16 protein-coding genes are annotated in these 20,826 nt (G+C 59.9%); all 16 read left to right on the forward strand.

Annotated features, from left to right (window positions below):
• The first annotated feature begins 9 nt into the window (after positions 1-9).
• Positions 10-1,245: a DotU family type VI secretion system protein gene (locus QZ766_RS01110; RefSeq protein ID WP_297196352.1), complete on the forward strand. Its 1,236-nt coding sequence runs from the start codon at positions 10-12 to the stop codon at positions 1,243-1,245.
• Between the two features lie 2 nt (positions 1,246-1,247).
• Positions 1,248-4,871 (forward strand): type VI secretion system membrane subunit TssM, encoded by a 3,624-nt coding sequence (gene tssM / locus QZ766_RS01115; protein WP_297196354.1) that lies wholly within the window; start codon positions 1,248-1,250, stop codon positions 4,869-4,871.
• A 16-nt stretch (positions 4,872-4,887) separates the two neighbouring features.
• Complete coding sequence (gene tagF, locus QZ766_RS01120) at positions 4,888-5,595, forward strand: type VI secretion system-associated protein TagF (protein WP_297196356.1); 708 nt, start codon at positions 4,888-4,890, stop codon at positions 5,593-5,595.
• Between the two features lie 11 nt (positions 5,596-5,606).
• Positions 5,607-6,620, forward strand: coding sequence for a type VI secretion system protein TssA (gene tssA / locus QZ766_RS01125; protein ID WP_297196358.1), 1,014 nt, complete (start codon positions 5,607-5,609; stop codon positions 6,618-6,620).
• Between the two features lie 129 nt (positions 6,621-6,749).
• Positions 6,750-7,274, forward strand: coding sequence for a type VI secretion system contractile sheath small subunit (gene tssB, locus QZ766_RS01130; RefSeq protein WP_297196360.1), 525 nt, complete (start codon positions 6,750-6,752; stop codon positions 7,272-7,274).
• Between the two features lie 2 nt (positions 7,275-7,276).
• Positions 7,277-8,776, forward strand: coding sequence for a type VI secretion system contractile sheath large subunit (gene tssC / locus QZ766_RS01135; protein WP_297196362.1), 1,500 nt, complete (start codon positions 7,277-7,279; stop codon positions 8,774-8,776).
• A 905-nt stretch (positions 8,777-9,681) separates the two neighbouring features.
• Positions 9,682-10,164 (forward strand): type VI secretion system tube protein Hcp, encoded by a 483-nt coding sequence (locus QZ766_RS01140; protein WP_297196363.1) that lies wholly within the window; start codon positions 9,682-9,684, stop codon positions 10,162-10,164.
• Between the two features lie 65 nt (positions 10,165-10,229).
• A complete protein-coding gene (locus tag QZ766_RS01145) occupies positions 10,230-11,219 on the forward strand; it encodes a hypothetical protein (RefSeq protein ID WP_297196364.1) in 990 nt (329 codons plus the stop codon).
• Positions 11,219-11,635: a hypothetical protein gene (locus QZ766_RS01150; RefSeq protein WP_297196366.1), complete on the forward strand. Its 417-nt coding sequence runs from the start codon at positions 11,219-11,221 to the stop codon at positions 11,633-11,635. The genes QZ766_RS01145 and QZ766_RS01150 overlap by 1 nt, the downstream gene beginning before the upstream one ends.
• 450 nt (positions 11,636-12,085) lie before the next feature.
• Positions 12,086-14,050: a type VI secretion system-associated FHA domain protein TagH gene (gene tagH / locus QZ766_RS01155; RefSeq protein WP_297196368.1), complete on the forward strand. Its 1,965-nt coding sequence runs from the start codon at positions 12,086-12,088 to the stop codon at positions 14,048-14,050.
• On the forward strand, positions 14,050-14,844 hold the full coding sequence (locus tag QZ766_RS01160; protein ID WP_297196370.1) for a protein phosphatase 2C domain-containing protein: 795 nt from the start codon (positions 14,050-14,052) through the stop codon (positions 14,842-14,844). Before tagH ends, QZ766_RS01160 begins: the two co-directional genes overlap by 1 nt.
• Before the next feature lie 13 nt (positions 14,845-14,857).
• Positions 14,858-15,877, forward strand: a complete 1,020-nt coding sequence (locus QZ766_RS01165) for a hypothetical protein (RefSeq protein ID WP_297196371.1) — start codon at positions 14,858-14,860, stop codon at positions 15,875-15,877.
• 9 nt (positions 15,878-15,886) lie between these two features.
• Positions 15,887-16,681 carry a type VI secretion system accessory protein TagJ gene (locus tag QZ766_RS01170; protein ID WP_297196373.1) on the forward strand — a complete coding sequence of 265 codons (795 nt, stop codon included), beginning with the start codon at positions 15,887-15,889 and terminating at the stop codon, positions 16,679-16,681.
• The gene (gene tssE, locus QZ766_RS01175) at positions 16,678-17,241 is read left to right on the forward strand and encodes a type VI secretion system baseplate subunit TssE (RefSeq protein ID WP_297196374.1); all 564 of its coding nucleotides are present in this window, start codon (positions 16,678-16,680) and stop codon (positions 17,239-17,241) included. Before QZ766_RS01170 ends, tssE begins: the two co-directional genes overlap by 4 nt.
• Before the next feature lie 7 nt (positions 17,242-17,248).
• Complete coding sequence (gene tssF / locus QZ766_RS01180; RefSeq protein ID WP_297196376.1) at positions 17,249-19,120, forward strand: type VI secretion system baseplate subunit TssF; 1,872 nt, start codon at positions 17,249-17,251, stop codon at positions 19,118-19,120.
• Entirely contained in the window at positions 19,117-20,160 is a 1,044-nt protein-coding gene (tssG, locus tag QZ766_RS01185) for a type VI secretion system baseplate subunit TssG (protein WP_297196378.1), read from the forward strand. The genes tssF and tssG overlap by 4 nt, the downstream gene beginning before the upstream one ends.
• Positions 20,161-20,826: the final 666 nt, after the last annotated feature.

A 20,826-nucleotide genomic window follows, 5' to 3' on the forward strand; every position in this document is an offset into this window, starting at 1 on the left:
GCGCTCATTATGCAGGAACAACAGGCCTCCGGTATTCCCGCCGAGGCAAATACCCGCGGCAACAATCCCCTGGTGGCAGCGGCAACCCCGCTGCTCAACGCCATTTCGCAGATACGGCACTCGGTTTCTCATGACGATCGCCCGGGTCTGCGGCAAAAGCTGATCGATGAAATCCGCCGTTTTGAAGTGCGCTGCCAGCAGTCGGGGCTGGCGTACGAGGTGATTGTTGGCGCGCGCTACTGCCTGTGCACGGCGCTGGACGAAGCGGCGGCCCTGACGCCGTGGGGCGGCGGCGGCATCTGGTCCGGTAACGGTCTGCTGGTGACCTTCCATAACGAAACCTGGGGCGGCGAGAAATTCTTTCAGCTGCTGGCACGCCTGTCGCAGAACCCCCGCGAGCACATCAACCTGCTGGAGCTGATTAACTACTGTCTGCTGCTCGGTTTTGAAGGCCGCTACCGGGTGATGGACAACGGCCGCACCCAGCTTGAAACCATCAAGCAGCGCCTGCGCCAGATGATTTACGGCGTGCGCGGCAGCTATGCGCCGCCGCTGTCGCCCCACGGTGAAGATCGCCCGGTACTGCGCAAGCTGTGGCGGCCGGTGGTGCCGCTGTGGGCCTGCGCGGCGCTGGCGGGCTTTATCGCCTGTCTGTTCTACATCGTGCTCAACTGGTGCCTCGGCGACAGCACCAGCCCGGTGCTGGCAAAAATCTACCAGACCCAGCTGCCTGAAGCGGCAGTGCAGCAGCCGGCGGAAAAACCGCCCGCGGTGCTGAACCTGCGCGGCTTCCTGCGCCCGGAAATCGACGAGGGGCTGGTGGCGGTGCGCGATGAAGCCGACCGCAGCGTGGTTATCCTCAAGGGCGACGGCCTGTTCGCCTCCGCCTCGACGGTGGTGCGCGACCGCTACGGCGCGGTCATTGACCGTATCGCCCAGGCGATGAACAACGTCAGCGGGCGGATCCTCGTCGTCGGCTACAGCGACAACGTGCCTATCCGCAGCGCGCGCTTTGCCTCCAACTACGAGCTGTCGCTGGAGCGCGCCCGCTCGGTGCAGAAGCAGCTGCAAAAGCACCTGACCCAGCCCGCCCGCGTGAAAGCGGAAGGGCGGGGCGAAGTCGATCCCATTGCGCCAAATACAACGCCTGAGAACCGTGCCCGAAACCGCCGTGTGGAAATTACGCTGCTGGTGTCGCCTGATAATACCCAGGCCGAGCTGAACGGATTGCCACAAGGAAATTAAGGATGCTGACGACTCTGCTTTCGATACTCACCAACCGCATACTCTGGGGCTTCATGGGCGCTACGGCGGTAGCCGCCGTTATCTGGATGATCGGCCCGCTGCTCTCCATCGTTGATACCCGGCCGCTGGAGTCGACGCAAAACCGCGTCATCACCATCGCCGTGGTGTACCTGTTCTGGGCCCAGAGCCACATCCTGCCGCGGCTCTACAATGCCTGGCTCAACCGCAAGCTGATGGACAACCTGCAAAAGCAGGAGAAGGGCGAGGCCGGTAAAGAGGGCGGCCCGCAGCATCGCCTGAACAGCGAAGACCAGGTGCTGTCCGAGCGCTTTGACGAAGCGGCCCAGGTCCTGAAAAAAGCCCACTTCAACAAGGCGGGCAGCAGCGCGTGGACTCAGCGCTTCAGCACCCAGTACCTCTACCAGCTGCCGTGGTACGTGATCATCGGCGCCTCCGGCTCCGGTAAAACCACCGCGCTGGCGAACTCCGGGCTGCAGTTCCCGCTGGCGGACCGCTTCGGCAAAACCGCCCTGCGCGGTATCGGCGGCACCCGCAACTGCGACTGGTGGTTTACCAACGAGGCGGTGCTGCTGGATACCGCCGGGCGCTACACCACCCAGGAGAGCGAGCAGGCACAGGATGCCGGCGAGTGGCTGAAATTTATCGCCCTGCTGCGCAAATACCGCCGCCGCCAGCCGATTAACGGCGTGGTGGTGACCATCAGCATTTCCGATCTGCTCACCCAGTCGCCAGAGGCCTCGCGCCAGCAGGCGGTCAACCTGCGCCAGCGCCTCTCTGAACTGCACGAGCAGCTCGGGATCCGCTTCCCGGTATACGTGCTGGTGACCAAAGCGGATCTGCTGAAGGGCTTCCGCGCCTGGTTTGCCGATTACGACAAGGCCCAGCGCGACCAGATTTGGGGTTTCACCTTCCCCTGGGATCAGGCGAAACAGGCCGGCTTTGACCTGATGGGCAACTTCCAGCAGGAGTTCTCCCAGCTCCAGCAGCGGCTGGATGCCGGACTGGGCGATACTATGCTGCAGGAGCACGACGCCAAAACCCGCGCCGATGCCTGGCTGTTCCCACAGGAGTTTGCCGCGCTGCGCCCGCTGCTGGCGGACTACCTCAGCACCGTGTTTGCCCGCTCCAATTTTGAAACCGAATTCTCTCCGCGCGGCATCTACTTCGCCAGCGGCACGCAGGAAGGGCTGCCGTTTGACCGGGTGATGGGCGAACTGAACCGCTCGCTGTCGCTGCCCCAGGGTGCCGAAGGCGATAGCTGGGATGCGGTCAGTAAAGAAGCGCCGATCCCCGGCGGCAAGGGACAGAGCTACTTCATCAAGAACCTGCTGCAAAACGTCATCTTTCAGGAGGCGGGCATTGCCGGGCAGAACCGCTGGTGGGAGCTGCGCAGCCGGGCGGTGATCTGGTCCGGCTACGCGCTGCTGCTGCTGCTGCTGGCGATCCTCGGCTGGCTGTGGCTGGTGAGCTTTGGCAACAACAAAGCCTACCTGCAGGAAGTGGACGCCAAAGTGCCGAAAGTCGAACAGCAGAGCAAGGCGCTGCAGGATCCCGCCGGACGGGATCTGTTCAGCATGCTGCCGCTGCTTAACGGCCTGCAGGATCTGCCGAAAAGCGCCGATTTCGACATCAACGATCCGGCCGTCACCCGCCGGATGGGCCTGTATCGCGGCTACGATGTGAGCGACGCGTCGCAAACGCTCTACCAGAAGGCGCTGCAGCAGATGCTGCTGCCGGAAGTGGCGATGCGCATCACTACCTGGCTGCGCAACGACAACGGCAGCGACGTGGAGTACAGCTACGAGGCGCTGAAGGCCTACCAGATGCTGTACCTGCCGAAAAAATATGACGGCAAGTTCCTCACCTCCTGGGTGATGCTCAATCTGCAGCGCAACCTGCCGCAGGACGTGACCCAGGCGCAGCTGCGCCAGCTGGAAACGCACCTGACCCGGCTGCTGGAGCCGCAGATCCAGTCCTCGCCCTACGCCAAAGACGACGGGCTTATCAGCCGCGAGCGGGCGCTGATCAACCAGCAGCCGCTGTCGACCCGAGTGTACGGGCGGCTAAAGCGCCTGCTGGAGCACGATGACGCCCTTAAGCCGGTCTCGCTGGCGAGCCTCGGCGGCCAGCAGAGCGAGCTGGTGTTCTCGCGTAAAAGCGGCAAGCCGGTGAGCGACGGTGTGCCGGGCCTGTATACGCCGGACGGCTACTGGAACGTGTTCAATAAGCAGATCGACAGCGTCACCACCGCCCTGCACGAAGACGACAGCTGGGTGCTGGGCACGACTACCGTACAGGAAGACAAGCAGCAAACCGATAATGCAGTGCGCCAGCTGTATATGCGCGATTTCACCACCCGCTGGGACAGCTACATTCAGGACATTCAGCTGAATAACAGCGGCGATCTGTCGTCGCGGATCAACACCGCCCGGCTGCTCTCCGGCAGCAATTCGCCGCTGCGCAGGCTGGTTGTTAACCTCAGCCAGGTGCTGACCCTGACCCGCGCCGAGCCGCAGGGCTCCGGTGCTGAAAAAGAGAAAGCGCCGGACAACCGCGCTACCCGCACGCTGGAGGCGCTGTTCAGCAACGGCGAGCAGAAAACGCCGCAGGGCACCGCCATCGCCCAGACGCCGGAGCAGCAGGTCACCGAGCACTTTGCCCCGCTTATCGAGCTGGCCCAGCCGCTGGAGAAGGGCGGTAAAACCATCGTCTTTGACGATTTTCTCAAGCAGGTGGACGAACTGTACCGCTACCTGACCGCGGTGCAGGATGCGGCCAACAGCGGCATGCAGCCGCCGGGCGGCGATGCCATCAGCCGCCTGCAGGCCAGCGCCGGACGTCTGCCCGGCGGGCTGCAAACCATGTTCAGCAAGATGGCGGTGGGTGCCAGCAGCGATACCCAGCAGCGGGATCTCAATAACATCCGCAAGAGGCTGAATGTGGAAGTGGGCGGCTTCTGCCGGCAGGCCATCGCCGGGCGCTATCCGCTGGTGCGGGGCGCCAGCAGCGAAGTGACGCCGGACGATCTGGCGCGAATGTTCGCCCCCGGCACCGGCATGATGGACGCCTTTTTCCGCGATAATTTGACCAACAAAGTGGACACCACCCAGCGCAGCTGGCGGTTCACGCCGGGCATTGACGGCAAAACCCTGCCCGGCAGCGAAGCGATTCTGCGCCCGTTCCAGCAGGCGCAGTCAATTCGCGACGCGTTCTTTGCTAACGGTGCCACCGCGCCGGCATTCAAGGTCACCGTGCGCACCCTCAGCATGGATAACCGCATTTTGAACCTGAACCTCGACGTGGACGGGCAGCAGCTGCGCTACAGCCACGGCCCGCAGGCGGTGCAGATGATGAGCTGGCCGGGGCCGGGCGGCACCAGCCAGGTGCGCATGCAGCTGGGGCTGGCGGACGGCACCACCTCAACGCTGACCACCAGCGGCGCGTGGGCGCTCAACCGCTTCTTTGATAAGGCGCGTATCGCCCCGGGAAGCAGCAGCCTGAGCCGCCAGGCCACCTTTAACGTCGACGGCCATCAGGTCACGCTGGAGTTTGCGCCAAACAGCATCCGCAATCCTTTCCAGCTTCCTCGTTTTTCATGTCCTTAACCGCAAGGAAAGCCGAATGTCCCAGATCCCTGCGATTGGCTGGTATGGCAAGTTACCCAGCACCGGTGATTTTTTACAGCGCCGCTTCCCGGACATGCTGGTCCGGCAGTGGTCCCACTGGTTTCAGATTGGCCTGCAGACCTGGCAACAGGAGCAGGCGCGCAGCGGCGAGCGCGAATTCAGCAGCGCGCCGGTGTGGAATTTTATCGTACCGCCGATGCTCGGCGGCCAGATGGTGCAGATGGGCTGCCTGATCCCCGGACGCGACCGGGTGGGCCGCCAGTACCCTATCTGCGCGCAGATAGCCTGCAACCCGCTGGAGTGGTCTCCGCAGATCCTCACCCAGGCCGGCGGATGGTACGAGCAGACCGGCCGTACTCTGCTGCACGCGGTGCGCAACGGCTTTGCGGCAGAGCAGCTCGACCAGGCGCTGCTGGCGATCCCGGCCCCGCAGCTGGCACCGCCGGAGCAGCGCTCGGAAATTCTGGACGTGATCGGCTACGACGACGCGGCGCAGAACACCCTCGGCTGGCAGCAGGCCGCCGACTGTTTCGATCCCCAGCGCCAGACCAGCTTCTGGTGGACCAACCGCGCCGACGGCTATCCGCTCTACACCCACGTCCACAGCGGCAATCTGACCGGACAGCTGTTTACCCTGCTGTTCGATCCCGCCGGCGGCGCGCGTCCCGGCCGGCACGGCCTCTATCCGCCGATGTTTGAATAAGCAGGCAGGTTATGAATATTGATGAATTTCTGGTTCCGATAAGCGCCGAGCAGCCCTGCGGCGAAAACCTGGAGTACGACGCCGACTTTCAGGCGATGGAGCAGGCCAGCCAGGGCAAAGCCGAGCAGCAGTTCGGCGATACCATCATCCCGGCAGAGCCCGCCGACTGGATGCAGGTGGAGAAGCTCACTATCAGCCTGCTGGATCGCACCAAAGATCTGCGGGTGATGATTGCGCTGACCCAGGCCTGGACCCGCCGCCGCGGGCTGGCGGGCTACGCCGACGGCGTGCTGCTGATCGAGCAGGCGCTGAACCGCTACTGGCAGCCGCTCTTTCCGCTGCTGGAGGAGTATGGCGAAGAAGATCCGTTTTTCCGCATCAACGCGCTGGCCGGGCTGGGAGACAAGTCGGCCCTGACCAGCGCCCTGCGCAACGCGCTTCTGCTGCGCAGCAGCGGCGACGAGCTGTCGCTGCGCGATGCCCAGGCGCTGCTGGACGGCAGCAAAACCGAGTGCCCCGACTATCCCGGCGGCCGCGCGCGGCTGATTGACGAACTCTCCCGGGGCGGACAGCCGGGCATCGACGCGATCGTCGCCATCCACCAGCGCCTGCAGGCCATTCACGCCCTGCTGGTGGACAAGCTCGGCGAAAGCAACGTGCCGGAGATGGAGCAGCTGCTGAAAAGCGCGGCCCTGGTGGCTGGCGCCTGTCAGATAACCGATCTTTCCGCCTTTCAGCCGCCGGGCGAGGAGCAAAACGTGAACGAACCTGCCGTATCTCCCGCCGCGGCACCGGCTGCTCAGGCTACTGACTGGCGCAGCGCCCAGGTTACCTCCCGGGCCGACGCGCAGCTGATGCTGGAGAAGGCGAAGCAGTACTTCGTCCGCTACGAGCCCAGCCATCCGGCACCGCTGATGATCGAGCGGGTGCAGCGGCTGATCGAACTCGACTTTATGGAGATCATTCGCGATCTGGCGCCAGACGGCGTTAATCAGCTGGAAAATATCTTTGGACGTCGCGACTAACGCGACCGGACGCGATACGCGCCATCATTCACGCCGGCCCTGCGTCGCCGACGGTCTGTAGCGTGTACAGGGCGACAGGCATGAGGTCTGGCGCTCACCCTTTACCGCGCATCTACGATGGAGAACATCATGGCAACAAGTAACAGTGGGCAGAAATTTATCGCGCGCAACCGCGCGCCCCGCGTGCAGATCGAGTACGACGTCGAGATTTACGGCGCGGAACGCAAAATTCAGCTGCCCTTCGTCATGGGCGTCATGTCGGATCTGGTGGGCAAGCCGGTAGAAGGGCTGCCCTCGGTAGAAGACCGCAAGTTCCTCGATATCGACCTTGATAATTTTGACGAGCGCATGAAGGCGCTGAAGCCGCGGGTGGCGTTTCACGTGGACAACACCCTCACCGGCGAGGGCAAGCTGAACGTCGATCTGACGTTCGACAGCATGGATGACTTCCTGCCTGACGCGGTGGCCCGCAAAGTTGAGCCGCTGAATAAGCTGCTGGAAGCCCGCACCCAGCTCTCCAACCTGCTGACCTACATGGACGGCAAGAATGGCGCGGAAGAGCTGATCGCCAAAATTCTGCAGGATCCGACGCTGCTCAAGTCCCTGAGCCAAGTTCCGCAAAAAGATGACAGCGCCAAAGGCAGCGAGGAGTAATCATGAGCAATCCAGGTCAACAACACGAGCAGCAGTCCGGCCAGGCCTTCAGCCAGGACGAGTTCAGCGCGCTGCTGAATAAAGAGTTCCGCCCGAAGACTGACCAGGCGCGCACCGCCGTTGAGAACGCGGTGAAAACCCTGGCCCAGCAGGCGCTGGAGAACACGGTAACTCTGTCTAACGACACCTACCGCACCATTCAGAACCTGATCGCCGGCATCGACGAACAGCTCTCCCGCCAGGTGAACCAGATTATTCACCACGAGGATTTTCAGAAGCTGGAGAGCGCCTGGCGCGGCCTGAGCTATCTGGTCAACAACTCCGAAACCGACGAGATGCTGAAAATTCGCTTTATGAGCATCTCCAAGCAGGAGCTGGGCCGCACCCTGAAGCGCTTTAAGGGCGTTGGCTGGGACCAGAGCCCGATCTTTAAGAAAGTCTACGAGCAGGAGTACGGCCAGTTCGGCGGCGAGCCGTTTGGCTGCATCGTTGGCGACTACTACTTTGACCACGGTCCGCAGGATGTTGAGCTGCTGGGCGAAATGGCGCGTATCGGCTCCGCGGCGCACTGTCCGTTTATCACCGGCACCGGGCCGGGTGTGATGCAGATGGAAACCTGGCAGGAGCTGGCGAATCCGCGCGATCTGACCAAAATCTTCCAGAACACCGAATACGCCGCCTGGCGCTCGCTGCGCGAATCGGAAGATGCCCGCTATCTCGGCCTGGTGATGCCGCGCTTCCTGTCGCGCCTGCCGTACGGCATCCGCAGCAACCCGGTGGACGGCTTCGATTTCGAAGAGCAGACCGACGGCGCGGATCACAACAACTACGCCTGGGCCAACTCCGCCTACGCGATGGCAGCTAACATCAACCGCTCTTTCAAAGAGTACGGCTGGTGCACCTCCATTCGCGGCGTCGAGTCCGGCGGCGCGGTAGAGAATCTGCCGTACCACACCTTCCCGAGCGACGACGGCGGCGTGGATATGAAGTGCCCGACGGAGATCGCCATCAGCGACCGCCGCGAGGCCGAGCTGGCTAAAAACGGCTTTATGCCGCTGGTGCACCGCAAAAACTCCGACTTTGCCGCCTTTATCGGCGCCCAGTCGCTGCAAAAGCCTGCGGAATATCACGACGCCGACGCCACCGCCAACGCCCGTCTGGCCGCGCGCCTGCCGTACCTGTTCGCCTGCTGCCGCTTCGCCCACTATCTGAAGTGCATCGTGCGCGACAAAATCGGCTCCTTCCGCGAGCGCGACGACATGGAGCGCTGGCTGAACGACTGGGTGATGAACTACGTGGACGGCGATCCGGCCAACTCCTCGCAGGAAACCAAAGCCCGCAAGCCTCTGGCCGCCGCAGAAGTGCAGGTCGCCGAGATTGAAGACAATCCCGGCTACTACACCGCCAAGTTCTTCCTGCGTCCGCACTACCAGCTGGAGGGCCTCACCGTCTCCCTGCGCCTGGTGTCGAAGCTGCCGTCGCTGAAGACGAAAGAGGGTTAATTGATCTATTTAGCACCAGACTGTGTTGGCTGGTGCTAAATATAATCATAAATGAGTTATCAAGCAGGCTCCGGGATATTTGATGAGCAAATATTCAGCGAGTTTATATGGATGAAATGTGATTAAAAAAGCAATAATAAATTTAGTTAGTTATCTTTTGGTTGCGATTTCCTTTTTATTGTTTTTTTGTACCCTTGGGTATTATGTTTTCGTTTTTGAATGGGATGTTGGTTTGATGAGAATTGTAATGAATGTTTTTTTGATTGCTGTATCTTTTATGGTATCCATTACAATATATTTTCTGGCAGATAAAATTAAGTTAATTTCTTGACAAGTGATGCTAATTTTTGGATAAGCGGTAGGGGATAATTTTAGTAGAGAATTTTATATGCTTGGTGGTAGACCTTGTTGCTTGGAATTACTAACGATAAATACATAATGTTATCGCCATCGAATAATTAGGCTGAAAGTCAGTACGCTACCGATTGAAAAGTTTCAGCAGGCAGATGCGGCAATAGCGAAAGGTTTGAAAGAGCCGCTAACGGGCTCCACGCATGATCCATACAACGTCCTGAAATGTACGCTCATTGCAAACGGCGACGATGTACAAAAGATATTTAACAGCAGTAAAAAGTAAAACGCTGCAGTTATCATTAAATTATTGCGGGACCGCAGAATATCTGGTCCTGCATTAATATATACCTCAAATAGTTCGTGCTGCGTGTAACCAGTGTACAGGAGCACGAAGTGTGACCGGTATATTCATCAATCCTGAATTACATCTCGTAATTCAGTCCCGAGGCAGAGGTAAAATATGGACTGTTTTATTCAGCCCCATGCTTTCCTGTTTGCCATATAAGTGCTTTTTCGAAAGCGTTCATCTTAAATAACGAAGAGTAGATACTATGGCTATTGATATGTTTCTGAAGGTCGAAGGCGTTACTGGCGAATCGAAAGATTCTCACCACACCGGCTGGACCGATATTACCTCTTTCTCCTGGGGCGCCTCCCAGCCGGGTAATATGAGCGTTGGCGGCGGCGGCGGTGCCGGTAAAGTTAACTTTAACGACCTGCACATTAACGCGCTGATCGACAAATCCACTACCGCTATCCTGAAGCACTGCGCCAGCGGTAAGCACCTGACCAAAGTTGAAGTGTCGATCTGTAAAGCCGGTGGCCAGCAGGTTGAATACGCGCGCATCACCCTGGATGACGTGCTGGTGACCTCCGTGCAGTACACCGGTGCCGACAATGGTGATACCGTTGGCGTGACGTATGCTTTCCAGGCATCGAAAGTGAAACAGCAGTACTGGGAGCAGACTTCCGCAGGTGGTAAAGGCGCTGAAAGCACCGCTGGCTGGAACATCAAGGAAAACAGAGAAGCGTAATTTTATATACAGGCCGGAATTATTCCGGCCTGATTAAAATTATTTAGGATATATAAGGATAACGCATGGCAGCACAATCTAATATTGCACCCGGTTACTGTATTGTTCAACAGCCAGGTACTCTGGATTTTCAGGCTCGTATGTTATTTACGAATGTGAATAGCGATGCAGCTCGTTATTTTATGCAACTTAATAAAGATACGCCCTGGCTTAAGCCTGGACAGATATTAATTGTTGCTGATTTTCAAACTGCACAATCACAGCAACTGAGCCAACTAATATCAGCTAAGAAAAAAATTAACACAGCATTGAATACGTTGAGTTCTGAGGATGCGGATTTTTTTAATCGACACTATGCGACAATCGCTGCCGTAACTAATGTTATGGATAAGTCATTAGGCTTGGCGAGCGATATCGGAGAAAAATACTTCCAAGAAATAGGTAAAAGACTTAAATCGATTGAGCGAACTTATCAGAACCAGTTCAGGACGCAAGGTTCATTAATTAGTGAGCAATTTTTTGTAGAAAGGAAATTACAGTTTGCTGAGTTAAATAAATTACTCAATAAAATATCCAAATTAACCCTCAGACTGAAGCCTTATAACGAAATTAAGCATGCACTTGGGCTATCTAGTCGTTCCATTGTTCATGAATGGAGTACCGCAGGAATTGGTCCTATTAAAGGATATTCAACCTATGTGGAGAATGCGGCTAAAGTAGCAAAGTTTGTTAAGGCTGGAGGATGGGTTGCAATAGGTTTTGCTGGGTTAAATACGACTAACGAGGTATATCATGCATGTACCACTGGAAGAGAAAATGAATGTACTAAAGTTGCTGTAAAAGGTTATACGCAATTTGGCGCCAGTGTTGTTGGAGGAATAGCAGGTGGTAATCTGGGTTCTTTGATTGCTGTAGGTGCCTGTGTAGCTCTTGGTATTACTACTGGCGGTATTGGCTTACTGACATGTTCTATTGTAGGTGCCGCTGCTGGGGGATATATCGGAAGTGAAAGCATGAACTTTATGTCAGAATATATAATGGATAAAATAATTTGATGATTGAAAATGTTTTGATTTTTATTGCCACATTGCTATTTGTGCTAGTTGTTATCATTAATTTATATTGCATGTATTATTTTAGGAAAAATAAAAAAGCTTATGATCTACTTCTTTCTGAATATAGGCGTCTTAATTTAGATATTGACATAATTACCAATTATGCCGTTTTCTTCGGTCCATTAGTTAACTATCAAAAGATAATTTGGTTTGTTCGCTTGTATAAAGGCGTAAAAATGAAGTTCACTAAAGATCGCTATGTTCAGAAAGAGGCTTATCAGTTTGTACAATCTTTACCTGACAGTAAGATTCGATGGATACTGAAATTACATCGTCTCTATAAAATTCAGGCGTATATAACTGCCTTATGGCTTATTACGTGTGGTATTCTTTATCTTGTTGTTCACAATCAATAAAAATGGTTGATTTGTATCAGTGACTTAAGGGAATAAATCGTAGGTTTTATATTGGCATCTTTAAAGTAAGCGTAAATGCTTTATGATTTTCCCCATAAATAGACTGCGGGTTATGAATTATGCCGAATCCATTCTTCATATTAAAAGACATGATTAATGATAATGCTGATGTATGTTTTATAAATGAATGATATTTTTATTTGTTTGTCACAACGTTGCTATTTTCGAGATCGGTAGTCTCAGCACGCCAATCATAAAGCAGGAACGCGCTATACGATTCACGATTATTTCGAACAGGGTCGGTCAGTCACTGTGATGGAGCATATTTATCTAACAGCCCGTAAATAATGACCTCATGGCTGCCGACCTTTATCTAACCGTCCCCCAAACGCCGCCGCTTTCCCCGAGAGCGGCGCCGTTTGGGCGCCAATCATAGAGCAGGAATACGCTATGCGATTCACGATTATTTCGAGCAAGGCCGATCAGCAGCCGCCGCAAAGCAGCTGCGATTTCTACACGCCGGGTGGCACCATCGGCCGCGGTACGGATAACAACCTGGTACTGCCGGACAGCGACCGGGCCATTTCCCGGCTGCAGGCGATAGTCCACGTTGCCGCTGACGGGGAGTGCCACATCACCAACCGGGGCAACGTGACCCGCGTTATCCTCAACGACATTCCGCTGGAGCGCGGCCGTCAGGTAGAGCTGCAGGACGGCGATATCCTGGCGATCGACGAGTACCGGATCGAGGTTACCGATCTGCTGCTCGATACCCAGCCGGTGAGCCGGATGGCGAATCAGGCGCAGCCTGCGGCCCCCGCTAAACCTGCGCGGCCCGCGGCCAGCGCCGCGCCGCAAGCGGCCCCGGCGAAACCTGCTCCGGCGCAACCCGCCCCGCAGGCCAGCGCTGACGAGGCGGAGCCGACAGCGGTGCCGACGGAAATCTGGGACAGCCTGATGCAGGAGTTCTCTATCTCCGACAGCATCTCTACCGGAAAGGCCAGGCCGCGGCCGGCGACGGAGCACGATCCGTTCGACGTGCCGGAGCCCGCCGGCCGCAACCCGGAAGATCCGCTGGCGCTGTTCAACGACAGCGAACCGCTGTTCCAGCGTCCGGAGGTGGAAACCGACAAGCTGTTCACCGAAACGACGCCGTTTAACAAAGAGAGCATTTTCGACGACGTGACGCCCAGCACGCTGGTGCCGCCCGCGGAACAGACGCCGGCGAAACCGGCGGCAGAAGCGTCTGAGGACGAGCTGGATCCGCTGGCGCTGTTCGGCGGCGGTTCGGCAAAATCGGCACGCCACGACGATCCGCTGGGGCTGATGGGCGGCGCGCCGCTGACGCCGGTCGACGCCGCACCGTCCTCCGCACCGCGACAGGCCGAACCCGAACCGCTGCGGAAAAGCGAGCCTGACGAGGTGCTGGCCGCGTCGCCGCTGTTCCCGGAATCGTCGGCCGCTGAAGCGGAAGACACGCAGGCTGCCGGTCCGTCCCGATTTGAACAGGATCTTCCGGCTTCTCACGCATCGGCGGAGCCCCACGAGGTGCCGCCCGCGCGCGAAACTCCGCCTTCGCAGGACCCGGCACCGCGGTGGGAAGCGCCCCAGCCGCCGCACGCGCAGCCGGAAAATCCCCCTCAGCCGGAACATGAAGATCTGTCCGGCATTACGCTGCCGACCCCGCAAACCGTCACCCGCCACGCGGCGCAGACGCCAAAAGGGCGGTTGCGCATCGATCCGGTGCAAAACAGCGGATCGGGTCAGGATCCGCAGTCGCAGCCCGCCAGCGGCGACGTGCTGCAGGGCGAACTGCTGGAAGCCCTGCTTGAAGGTATGGGGCTTGGCGATATGCAGCCGGTGCCGCAGTTTGACCGGGAAAATATGCGCCAGCTCGGGCAGATGATGAGCATGTTCTCTCAGGGCACCGTGGCGCTGCTCTCCTCGCGCTCGATCCTCAAGCGCGGCGTGAAGGCGGACATGACCATGGTGCTCGACGACGCCAACAACCCGTTCAAGCTGCTGCCGTCCGGTAAAACGGTGCTGATGCAGATGTTCGGCGCGCGGATGCCGGGCTTTATGCCGCCGAAAAAATCGGTGCGCGACGCGCTGATCGACCTTCAGGCCCACCAGCTGGGGATGATCTCCGGGATCCGCGCCATTATCGCCGCCATGCTGCAATCCTTTAACCCCGAGCAGCTCGAAGAAGAAGCCAAGCGCGACGGTGCCACCTCGCGCCTGTCGCTCTCCTCCACCCGCAAAGCGGCGATGTGGGACTACTTCGTGCGCACCTACGGCGAAACCGCCGGCGAGATTGAAGACGACTTCCATACGCTATTCGGCGAGGCGTTCCTCTACGCCTATGACATGGAGGTAAACCAGTACAAAGACTCACAGAGCGGCTCGGAAGAATAATGGATATCACAACGGCATCACTCTCCCGCCAGGGGACGCGCGCCAGCAACCAGGATCAGACCGGCGAAACCGTCGGCGATCGCTCTGCCTGCTTTGTGGTATGCGACGGCGTGGCCGGACTACCCGGCGGCGAGGTTGCGGCAGAGCTGGCGCGCAACGCGATTTTGACCCGCTTTGACGGGGAAAATCATCTTAACGCCCAGTCGATTCGCGACTACGTTCAGGAGGCCAATCGCGCCATTCTCGACGAGCAGCAGGCGACGCCGGACTACCGGCGGATGGGCACCACGCTGGTCAGCCTGTTTATCGACCGGGACTACAAGCTGGCCTACTGGGCACACGCGGGCGACAGCCGCCTGTACCTGTTCCGCCGCGGCTGGCTCTATCACGTCACCACCGATCACAGCCTGGTCCAGCAGATGAAGGATGCCGGGCACCAGACGGATGAAATCAACAGCAACCTGCTGTACCGGGCGCTGGGCATGGCCAGCGACGGCGCGGAAGCCAGCTACAGCGACGTGGTGCCGGTGGAAGACGGCGACGCCTTCCTGCTCTGCACCGACGGCTTCTGGCACTGCGTTGACGAAGAGCAGATGAAATCGGCGCTGCAGATGGTGAACACCCCGAACGAGTGGCTGACGCTGATGAATCAACTTATTCAAAAAAACAGCCGGGGCGGGCAGGGGTCGCAAGACAACTACAGCGCCGTGGCGGTATGGATGGGCAGCCCGGAAGAAGCGACGCTGCTGCATACGCTCTCTGACGCAGCGCAGTTTTTTCCCCTGCGGGACTGATACAAGGACTTCTATGAAACTCAGGCTAACAGCTATCGCTCTTCTCCTTGCCGCCGCGGGCGCGGCGCAGGCGGAGAATTTTCGCATCGTCCAGTCGCCGAGCCAAAAGCTGGACGTGTGGGTAGACAACGTCAGCGGCAACACCGCCAAAGACTGGTGCGGCAACGACTTAACCCTGCGCATCGTCACCGGCGGCAGCAAATCGCCGAAGGTGCTGGATAACTTCCTGCCGCGCGTCGGCGCGCTGCTTGAGCACCAGTGCAGCCGCTTGAAACAGATGAACTGGTCGCTGGTTGACGGTCAAAACGCGCAACTCGCCCACGGCACTGCGGCAAAAAGTGACAAGTGGGCGGTAAAAGTCGCGGAGGATAAACCCGCCGTCGCGCAGCAGACCGCGGTTCCCCCCGCACAGCAGCAGGCCGCCAGCACGCCGGCGCTGCGCGCCCCGGACGAGGGCATTGAATCCCGCGCCACTCAGGCAGACCGCACGCCGTGGCAGGAGTTTACCCTGCAGGACGGCTGCCGCCTGCGTACGTTCTGGCAGGAGAGCAGCCGGTCGCCCGCGCTGTTTATCCCCTCAGGCAGCGCCGGCGACTGCGAGAAGGGCGGCTGGCTGAGCGGCAAGAGCACCCTGACCCGGCTGGCGGGCGGCGCGGAGCAGTCGCTGAACGTCACCTTCGTTCACGGCTTCCCGGTGAGCGGCCTGCGCGACGACGCTGACGCCAACTCGCTGCTGATCGCCGCCGTAAACAACCAGCGCATGGTGCTCAGCACCGGCAGCGCCGGCCAGAGCTGGCTGATCCTGCCCTACGATGCCGCCCTGAGCAGCTGGAAAGTGAACGGTACTCTGGCGGTGGATATCACCCCGGAGCAGGCCGCGGATGCCGCGCGGGTGCAGGACCGAATTGAAGAATCCCGCAAGGCCTGGGCGCCCTGGTTGCCCGCCGACGCCCGCCTGAACGTGGTGCTGATCGACGGCCTGCTGCCGCGCCTGAGCAATCCCGCGGCGCGCGCCTGGCGCGCGGCCCACTAAGGAGGTGTTATGAATACTCTCTATCAGCAGCTCGGCGACGAGCCGGTCTCTGCCGCCGTGGCCCGGCTGGAGAATGAAATTAAAGCCCGCCCGGCGGATGCCGACCTGCGGGCGGCGTTCGTGCAGTTTCTGTGCCTGAGCGGCAACTGGGCGCGGGCGCTGACTCAGCTTAAAAGCTGGCTGGCGCTGAAGCCCCAGGCCGAGCCGACGGTTACCCTGCTGGAGCAAACCCTGCGCGGCGAACAGCAGCGCGACGCGGTGCTGTCCGGACAGGCCCGCCCGCAGATGCCCGAGGAGCAGTGGCCGTGGCTGGCGAACTTAGCGGATGCACTGGCGGCCGAGCCGCAGCAGGCGACGGCGCTGTGCCTTAATGCGCTGGAGCAGGCCGACGCCAATCCCGGCACGCTGAACGTCATTGATAACGAAGAACGTGCTTTTGGCTGGCTGATGGACGGCGACGCCCGCCTCGGCCCGGTGTGCGAGCTTATCGTTAACGGCCGCTACTTCTGGTTGCCGTTCAGCGCTATCGCGGAAATCCGCTTTCAGGCACCCGCCAGCGTCACCGATCTGGTGTGGCGGCACGCGCTGGTGCGCCTGGCGGACGGCAGCGAGCAGGTGTGCCAGATCCCGGCCCGCTATCCGCTGGGCGAGCAGCCCGAGGAGCGCTTCCTGCTGGGCCGCGCCACCGAATGGCTGGCGCTGGACGATGAGGGCTCGCTGTATCAGGGGCTGGGACAGAAAGTGTGGCTCAACGATGAAGACGAGTTCCCGCTGCTGTCGCTGGACGTGGTGACCTTTGCATGAATAAATCACGGCCAGACGGCGACGCGCTGCGCAGCGGCTGGCAGTCGCGCAGCAGGCAGGACAAGGTCGGCGCCCGGGACAAAATGCAGCCCTCGCTGCTCGACCGCCTGACCGACAACCAGCCGCACAAAACCCAGGAGCCGGCGAACAGCAACCTGATCACCCACAGCACCCTGCGCCGCCACGTCCTGCGCGATCTGCAGTGGCTGTTTAACACCATTAATCACGACGATCCGCAGGCGCTGGAAACCTTCGCCGAGGTGCGGCGTTCGGTGGTTAACTACGGCGTCGCGCCGCTGGCCGGTATGCGGATGTCCGATATTGAATGGCACGACATTCAGCGCAAGCTCACCGAAGCGATTATCAGCTTTGAGCCGCGCATTCTGCCCCAGGGCCTGCAGGTGCGCTGCATCTCGGACACCCGCTCGCTGGATCTGCACAACGTGCTCTCCATTGAGATCAAGGGCCGGCTGTGGTGCGTGCCGTATCCGCTGGAGTTCCTGTTCCGCACCGATGTTGACCTCGAAAACGGCCATTTTGAATTAAAAGACGCGGGGTAAGCTTACGATGGAAGGCAAACTGCTCGATTACTACAACCGCGAACTGGCCTACCTGCGCGAGATGGGCGCGGAATTTGCCGAACGCTATCCCAAAGTTGCCGGACGGCTGGGGATGCGCGGCATCGACGTGGCGGATCCGTACGTGGAGCGCATGATGGAAGGCTTCGCCTTTCTCACCTCCCGCGTGCAGCTAAAAATGGACGCCGAGTTTCCGCGCTTCTCCCAGCGCCTGCTGGAGATGATCGCCCCAAATTACCTGGCGCCGACGCCCTCGATGGCCATTGCTGAGCTGGAGCCGGATACCGGCAAGGGCGACCTGAGCAAGGGCTTCGTGGTGCCGCGCGGCACCATGATGGACAGCCAGCTGCTGAAGAAAAACGGCGTCACCTGCAGCTATACCACCGCCCACGACGTTAATCTGCTGCCGCTGCGCATTGAAAAAGCCGAGCTGGGCGGTATTCCGGCGGATCTGCCGCTGTCGGCGCTGGGCCTCAGCCAGCACGGCGCGGCCAGCGTGCTGCGCCTGCGCATCAGCTGCAGCGGGGCGCAAAACCTGGGGCACCTCGATTTTGACCGGCTGGAGTTTTTCCTCGGCGGCCCGGACATTGAGGCCCTGCGCCTGCTGGAGCTGGTGATGGAGCACAAGGTCGGCGCCGTGTGCCAGAGCGTCGGCGACGCGCCGAAGCGCGCGGTGCTCGGCGAAGAGGCGATCTGCCAGGAGGGCTTCAGCGCCGACCGGGCGCTGCTGCCGGAAGATCTGCGCAACTTCGACGGCTACCGCCTGCTGCACGAATACTTCGCCTTCCCGGCGCGCTTTCGCTTTATCAGCGCCGGCGGGCTGGGAAAACTGATTAGCCAGTGCGACAGCGAGCGCGCTTTCGATCTGCTTATCCTGCTGGATAAAACCGACGAGCGGCTGGAACAGGTGGTGGATGCCAGCCACTTCGCCCTGCACTGCACCCCGGTGATTAACCTGTTTCCGAAAGTGGCCGCCCGCCAGAAGCTTGGCGACGGCCAGCATGAATACCATCTGGTGGTGGATAACCTGCGCCCGCTGGATTACGAGATTTACGCCGTGAGCGGCATTCACGGTAGCGCCGACGGCCAGCGCGACCTGCGCGAGTTCCGCCCCTTCTGGAGTTCATGGCGCGGCGACGCGGGGGACTACGGCGCCTACTTTTCCCTGCGCCGGGAGCAGCGGGTGCTCTCCGAACACGCTCTACGCTACGGCACCCGTACCGGCTACGTTGGTTCCGAGGCGTTCGTGTCGCTGGTGGACGAGCAGCACGCGCCCTGGCCTCAGGAGCTGAACTACATCTCCGCCGATGTGCTCTGCACCAGCCGGGATCTGCCCCTGATGCTGCAGCAGGAGCTGGGGCAGTTTGTGCTGCCCGATTCGGTGCCGGTGAAAACCCTGACCATGCGCAAAGGCCCGACGCCGCCGCGCCCGGCGCTGGCGGAGGGGCTCAGCACCTGGCGGCTGATAAGCCATCTGCAGATGAACTACCTGAGCCTGATGGACGGCGACAGCGGCGAAGGCGCCGCGGCCCTGCGCCAGCTGCTCGGGCTGTACGCCGGGCTGGCGGAAACCGCCGTCGCCCGCCAGATTGAAGGGGTGCGCAGCTGCGTGCTGGAGCCGGTTCACCGCCGGGTGCCGGAGCCGGGCCCTATTGTCTTCGCCCGTGGGATAGGCATCACCCTGACCGTTGACGAGCGCGCCTTCTCCGGCTCCAGCCCCTGGCTGTTCGGCAGTGTGCTGGAGCGGGTTTTCGCCCGGCTGGTGTCGCTTAACAGCTTTACGGAGTTCACCCTCGTCAGCCAGCAGCGCGGCGAAATTGGCTACTGGGGCCCGCGCATGGGCAAGAGGGCGCTGATATGAGCCGCGCGGCGGAAAACACCGCCACCGTACACCGCCTGACCCGGCTGCCGGACGGATTCTGGCAGGGGGTGATGGCCGCCCCCTGGCGCTACGATCTGTTTCAGCTCCTGCGCCAGCTGGACGCGCTCGGCGGCGAGCGCTATCCGCTGGGGCGCGCGCCGCTGCCGAAGTTTGAGGCGCTGCGCATCGGCCAGGCGCCGTCGATGTCCTTTGCGCCGTCAACTCTGTCCGCCGCGCGCAGGCGCGAGGACAGCACCCTGCACGAGGTGTCGATTCTGAGTTTTGGCCTGTTCGGCCCCAACGGACCGCTGCCGGTCCATTTGACCGAATACGCCCGCGAGCGGCTGCACCACCACCAGGACAGCAGCCTCAGCGCCTTTGCGGATCTGTTTCACCACCGCCTGACGCTGCTGTTCTACCGCGCCTGGGCCGACGCCCAGCCGACGGTATCGCTGGATCGCCCGGACAACCTGCGCTTCAACCGCTACCTGGCATCGCTGATCGGCATGGGCCAGCCGGGACAAATGGCGAAAGGGGCGCTCGCCGCCCACGCCCGCTTTACCCACGCCGGACACCTGACCCGCAACGGTCGCGATCCGGAGGGGCTGGAGAAAATTCTGCGTCACTACTTTCACGTCCCGGTGCAGGTCATCGGCAACGTTGCGCAGTGGATGCCGCTCAGCGAGCGGGACCGCGCCCGCCTCGGCGCCGGACGCCGCCAGCCCCGGCTGGGCGTTACCGGTTTTCTCGGCGTGGCGGTGCGCGACGTGCAGCATAAATTTCGCCTGCAGATAGGCCCGCTCAGCATGCAGGAGTATGAGCGCTTCCTGCCCGACGCGCCGGACATCGCGGCGCTGCGCGACTGGGTGCGCCAGTATCTCGGGATTGAATTTCAGTGGGAGATCCAGGTGCAGCTCCGCGCCGAAGAGGTGCCTTCTGTCTCGCTGTGCGGCGGCGGGAGGCTCGGGTACAGCGCCTGGCTTGGGAAGCAGCCGGAGTTTGTGGCGCGGGGGGATTTGGTTTTTGGGGGAGATCGCTGAGGGTGTTTGTTATTTCATTCTTCTCGGTGAGTGGAATGTTCCGTTCACTAACAGGTGGCTGTTTTCCTGTCAGGCTTTCTGCGGTGAACGTGCAAAGGGGGCTCGCCGCCGCCCCCTTTGCAAACCCGGCTCCCGTCCACAAAAATCGCCGCAGCCGGAGTTTAGTTTCATTCTTTGCCGCGAGGTGGAATGTTCCGTTCACTAACAGGTGTCCGCTTTTCTGTCAGGCTTTCTGCGGTGAACGTGCAAAGGGGGCTCACCGCCGCCCCCTTTGCAAACCCGGCTCCCGGCCACAAAAATCGCCGCTGCGCGGGACCTCAGATTATTGCTACTGGCTTTCGGGTACGGCTCGACTCGACATCCTGTCTCGTTTCGCCTCAGCCAGCATCCCTGCTGGCTGCCCCGGCCATCCGCAATAATCTGAGGCGATTTTTTGCCGGATGCACACACCCTCATAGTACGTTTATTAAAAATAATTTATAAAAAACAATGGGATATATTTTTATGTTGTGTGGTTCAGCGCTGTAAAGGAGCTTGTAGTTGCTCAAGGAAGCAGAGTCTTGCCAGTGAACGGAATATTCCACCCTACGGTCAAGAATCTCCCTGAACACCTTACTACCCAAGCATATTTATAACTAACACCGCACACCGCTCTGTACGCCGGAC

The organism is uncultured Pluralibacter sp. (genome assembly GCF_913775985.1).
Classification (GTDB): domain Bacteria; phylum Pseudomonadota; class Gammaproteobacteria; order Enterobacterales; family Enterobacteriaceae; genus Pluralibacter.